This is a genomic window from Candidatus Eisenbacteria bacterium, from assembly GCA_005893305.1.
Classification (GTDB): domain Bacteria; phylum Eisenbacteria; class RBG-16-71-46; order SZUA-252; family SZUA-252; genus WS-9.
The window spans coordinates 492-4,482 of the sequence record VBOZ01000039.1 but is presented as its reverse complement, the minus strand read 5'-3'; the positions used below and the strand labels follow the sequence as shown (position 1 = coordinate 4,482).

Genomic DNA, 3,991 nt, shown 5'->3' with positions numbered 1-3,991 from the left:
CCAAGCCCGACAATGCGACCGCCAACTCCGTAGCACCGCCCTCCGCCAAAACCGGAGCGCCCGGGGAGGGGACGTGCGTCACGTGCCACACCGGCACTTCGGGCTCCGGCGCGGCGGTCATGGCCCTCTACGATTTCAATCCGACGTACGTCGGCGGCCAGACCGACACCCTGGTCATCGGTATCGGAGCCCCTGGCGCGACCCGCTGGGGGTTCGAGCTGACCGCGCTCAAGAACTCCGACAACTCGATGGCCGGCACGTTCGCGCCAACCGCGGACTCGCCCACTCAAACCGGAAACACGACCTCCGGCGGCAGGATCTACCACGGGCACAGGAGCAACGGCGCGATCGTTCCCTTGGACCCGAGCGACGGCACGGAGTGGGGATTCCCCACGGGCGGATGGCTGGTCGAGTGGACGCCGCCCCCGCAGGGTAGCGGGGACGTCACCTTCTACTTGGCCGCGGTCGCTGCGGATGGGAATCCGCTCACCTCAGCCGGGCCCACCGACACTACCTACACCACGACTTATATCGTCACCGAGCAGGCGCCCTCGCCGGTGACCACGACGACCTGGGGAAAGATCAAGACGCGCTTCCATTAGGAGCCGCCACCCCAGCGGCATGTAGTCCTTCCTCGGTACCTCTGTAGGACGGGCGCGACTAGGCAACTCGAGCCACCAGGCGCACAATTCTGGTGGCTCGAGGAGCTTTCCGCTCAAGGAGGAGGTACCGAGTGAAGATCGCCACCATTGCTTACTCCGCATCCTTCGCCCTGATCCTTGGTGCCGTCCTTTTCGCATTTTCCAGACCCAAGGACGCGATCGCCACATCCCCGCAGCCGCCGACACAGAGTACCGGCGCGCCCGGCGAGGGCAACTGCGGGTCCTGCCACAACGGAAGCCTCCTCAAGAACGGCTCCATGAGCATCTCGCCCGGAATTTCGGAGTACACGCCGGGTCATACATATCCCATCACAGTCACCATCCAGGATAATTTACAGACCAGGTGGGGGTTCGAGCTGACGGCGCTCAAGGACTCCGATAATTCGCAGGCGGGATCCCTCGCGAGCTCGAGCCAGCACGTCGGGATCCAGACCGCGGGCGGCAGAACCTATGCGGGCCAGAACAGCAACGGCGCCGCCATTCCGCTCGATCCGACCGACGGGACGTACTGGGGGACGCTGAACGGCCCGGTATCGTGGACCGTCAATTGGACGGCCCCGGCGAAGAATTCAGGCCCGGTGACGTTCTACGCGGCAGGCGTCGCGGCGAACGGGGACGGCTTGCAGGATCTCCTCGACTTCTCCTACACCGCGTCGGCGCAGGTGACGGAGGGGGCGACATTGCCGGTCTTCGGCACGACCTGGGGGAAGATCAAGCAGCAGTACCGCTAGGGGTCTATTGCTCCACAACGGTCGCGTGGGCGTCGGGGCGAAACTTTCCCGCGACCCAGCGGAGTTGCGCGACGCCGAAGACCGCGTCCTCCTGCTCCTCGCCTTCGAACTTCGCGGCCGATTCGTCGAACGCGGCGCACGCCGCTTCGTACTGAGCGCGACCCTCCGGATCGCCGAGCATCCACCGCACGATTCCCAGATATCCCGCGTAGAGGAGCACTCCGAAGTCGCTCCCCACCTTCACCTCGTCGCGGCCCGTGCCCACCACGGAGAGCCGCGCCAATCCCGACGCGGTCTCGAAGGCGCCGACCGCCTCGTGGAGATTCCCCAGCGACATCTGGTGCATGCCGACCGCCCAGTAGGCCATGGCGCGGCGATCCGGCGGCTTGCCCAGCTCGCGGCGCCACCGGACGCAATCTTCCGCGGCGCGCAGGCCCGCCTCGATATGATGCCGCTCGCGCGGAGCCTCATCGCCCGGCCAGCACTCCGCAAGATCCGCGGACAGGTTGTACGAGAGCCGGTTCGCGAAATCCGTGAGCTTCCACGCGGTCTCGCCGTCCCCGCCCTGGAGCGCCTGCTGCAGCGTCTCGCCGATTCCCGCCGTGACGACTTCGACCAGGGCGTCGAAATTCCGCCCGTCCCATTTCCGGTTCCCGAATCCCTTTTGCGCGACCGCGTAGACGGTGCGTCGCGTCTCGGGATCCTCGATCGCCTCGATGTAGCGGATCACCTCGGCCGCGCCGCCGCGTTCCATGGCGGCCCGAAGCTCCTCCCAGCGCCCCTCTTCCTGATCGGTCGCCATGCGCCTCAGCCCTTTCCCGTCAGGTGGAATCGGATCCGCTGCGCGACCCGGTCCGCGTCCGCATCCGTCAAATCGGGGTAAATCGGGAGCGAGAGCGTCTCCTCGAAGCAATCCTCGGCGGTGGGGAACTGGCCCGCCTGCACGCCCAAGCGCTCCTGATAGTAAGGGAAGAGGTGGAGTGGCTTGAAGTGGACGCTTGCTCCGATGCCCTCCTCGCGAAGCGCCCGCGCGAGCGCCCCTCGGTCGAGGCGGCTTAGCTTGGGATTCACGGCGATCTGGTAGAGGTGCCACGCGTGGCGCAGTCCGTCGCCGACCACCGGAGTCGCGAGGCCCTCGATCCCTCGCAGCGCGCCGGCGTATCGCCGCGCGATCGCTTCGCGCCGCTCGCGCATCTTCTCCGCCCGCCCCATCTGCGCCAGCGCGAGCGCGCCCTGGATGTCGGTCATGTTGTACTTGTAGCCCAGCTCCGTCACGTCGTACTCCCACCATCCGCCCTTGTCGTAGCGTGACCACGCCGCGGCCGAGAGCCCGTGCAGCGAGAGCCGCCGGATCCGCTCGGCCCATTCCTCGCGCGCCGTCACCACCATCCCGCCTTCGCCCGCGGTAACGCCCTTCGTCGCGTAGAACGAGAAGCATGTGATGTCGGCCTGCGTGCCGACGGGGGTTTCGCCGATTCGCGCGGTCAAGGAGTGCGCTGCGTCCTCGATGACCGGGATGCCGCGCTCGCGGGCGATCGCAGCGATCTCGGCGGCGCGGCAGGGATGCCCCGCGATCGAGACCGACACGATGGCGCGTGTCTTCGGCGTGAGCGCCCGCTTCAGGGCAGCCGGATCGATGTTCTTGGTCGCGCGCTCCACGTCCGCGAGGACCGGGCGCGCGCCGACCCAGAGGATCGTCTCGCCGGTCGCGACGAACGTGTAGGGCGACGTGACCACCTCGTCGCCCTCCTTCACGCCCGCCGCGATCAGGGCGAGGTGAAGCGCCGCGGTGCAGGAGGAGAGCGCGACCGCGTGGGGCGCGGCCGAGGCGGCGGGCCGGACGTAGGCGGCTACCGCCGCCTCCAGCTCCTTCACTTTCGGCCCCGTCGTCAGCCAGCCGGAGCGGAGCACGCCTGCCACGGCATCCAGCTCGGACTGGGTTATCGATGGGCGGTGGAAGGGGATCGGCGGCGCCATGGGATGGGAGAGTAAGCCGCAAATTGTCCGGTCGTCGTCTTACTGGACAGGTACGGGCAAGGGGGCCCGCACCCGGCTACTCCGGGGCAATGATGTCCGGAGAACCAGCGAGGACCCCACGGGCTCAGCCCGGAGGAAATGACCATGAAACGATTGGTCGCGTCACTCGTAACCGCAGCGGCGCTGCTCGGCTCTAGCCTGGCCGGGACGGCACTGGGGCAAGACACCGACGAACAGGGCATGTTCGGGGCGCCCAAGACCTTCGACGCGCAACAGGGCTGGGGCGATCGGTCTGATAACGACCAGTCAGATCAGGCCCAGTGGGATTGGGATCGGTCGGGTCAGGATCGCAACCGCGGCGACGAATCCGGCTGGGATCGCAACGGATCCAATTGGGGCTCGACTCGTGGGCGCTTCGCGCCTCTGGAAGGCCGCTGGATCATGGACGACCGCGCGGCCGACTTCCGCTCCGATCGTGGGGACTTCCGCGGCCGTGGGCCGATGCGCCAGGTCCTGCTTCCTGATCGCATTCAGATCGACCAGAGGCCCAACATGGTCCGGATCGCGGACTCGAGGAATCATGCCCTGCAGTTGATCATGCTCGGCGGGAAGTTCGATTCG

Annotated in this window: 4 protein-coding genes; 2 read left to right on the top strand and 2 right to left on the bottom strand. The window is 67.4% G+C overall.

From position 1 onward, the window contains the following. The first annotated feature begins 119 nt into the window (after positions 1-119). Positions 120-602, top strand: coding sequence for a hypothetical protein (locus E6K79_12030; protein TMQ62582.1), 483 nt, complete (start codon positions 120-122; stop codon positions 600-602). A 131-nt stretch (positions 603-733) separates the two neighbouring features. Then, complete coding sequence (locus E6K79_12025) at positions 734-1,393, top strand: hypothetical protein (protein TMQ62581.1); 660 nt, start codon at positions 734-736, stop codon at positions 1,391-1,393. Positions 1,394-1,397: 4 nt separating this feature from the next. On the opposite strand, the gene E6K79_12020 is transcribed toward E6K79_12025, so the two are convergent. Next, entirely contained in the window at positions 1,398-2,195 is a 798-nt protein-coding gene (locus tag E6K79_12020) for a hypothetical protein (protein TMQ62580.1), read from the bottom strand. Between the two features lie 5 nt (positions 2,196-2,200). After that, entirely contained in the window at positions 2,201-3,370 is a 1,170-nt protein-coding gene (locus E6K79_12015) for a DegT/DnrJ/EryC1/StrS aminotransferase family protein (GenBank protein ID TMQ62579.1), read from the bottom strand. Between the last annotated feature and the right edge of the window lie 621 nt (positions 3,371-3,991).

Bases quoted from the DNA above. Each gene is read 5' to 3' on its own strand.
- E6K79_12030 (TMQ62582.1), top strand. From the start codon at position 120: ATGGCCCTCTACGATTTCAATCCGACGTACGTCGGCGGCCAGACCGAC.
- E6K79_12020 (TMQ62580.1), bottom strand. From the start codon at position 2,195: ATGGCGACCGATCAGGAAGAGGGGCGCTGGGAGGAGCTTCGGGCCGCC.
- E6K79_12015 (TMQ62579.1), bottom strand. From the start codon at position 3,370: ATGGCGCCGCCGATCCCCTTCCACCGCCCATCGATAACCCAGTCCGAG.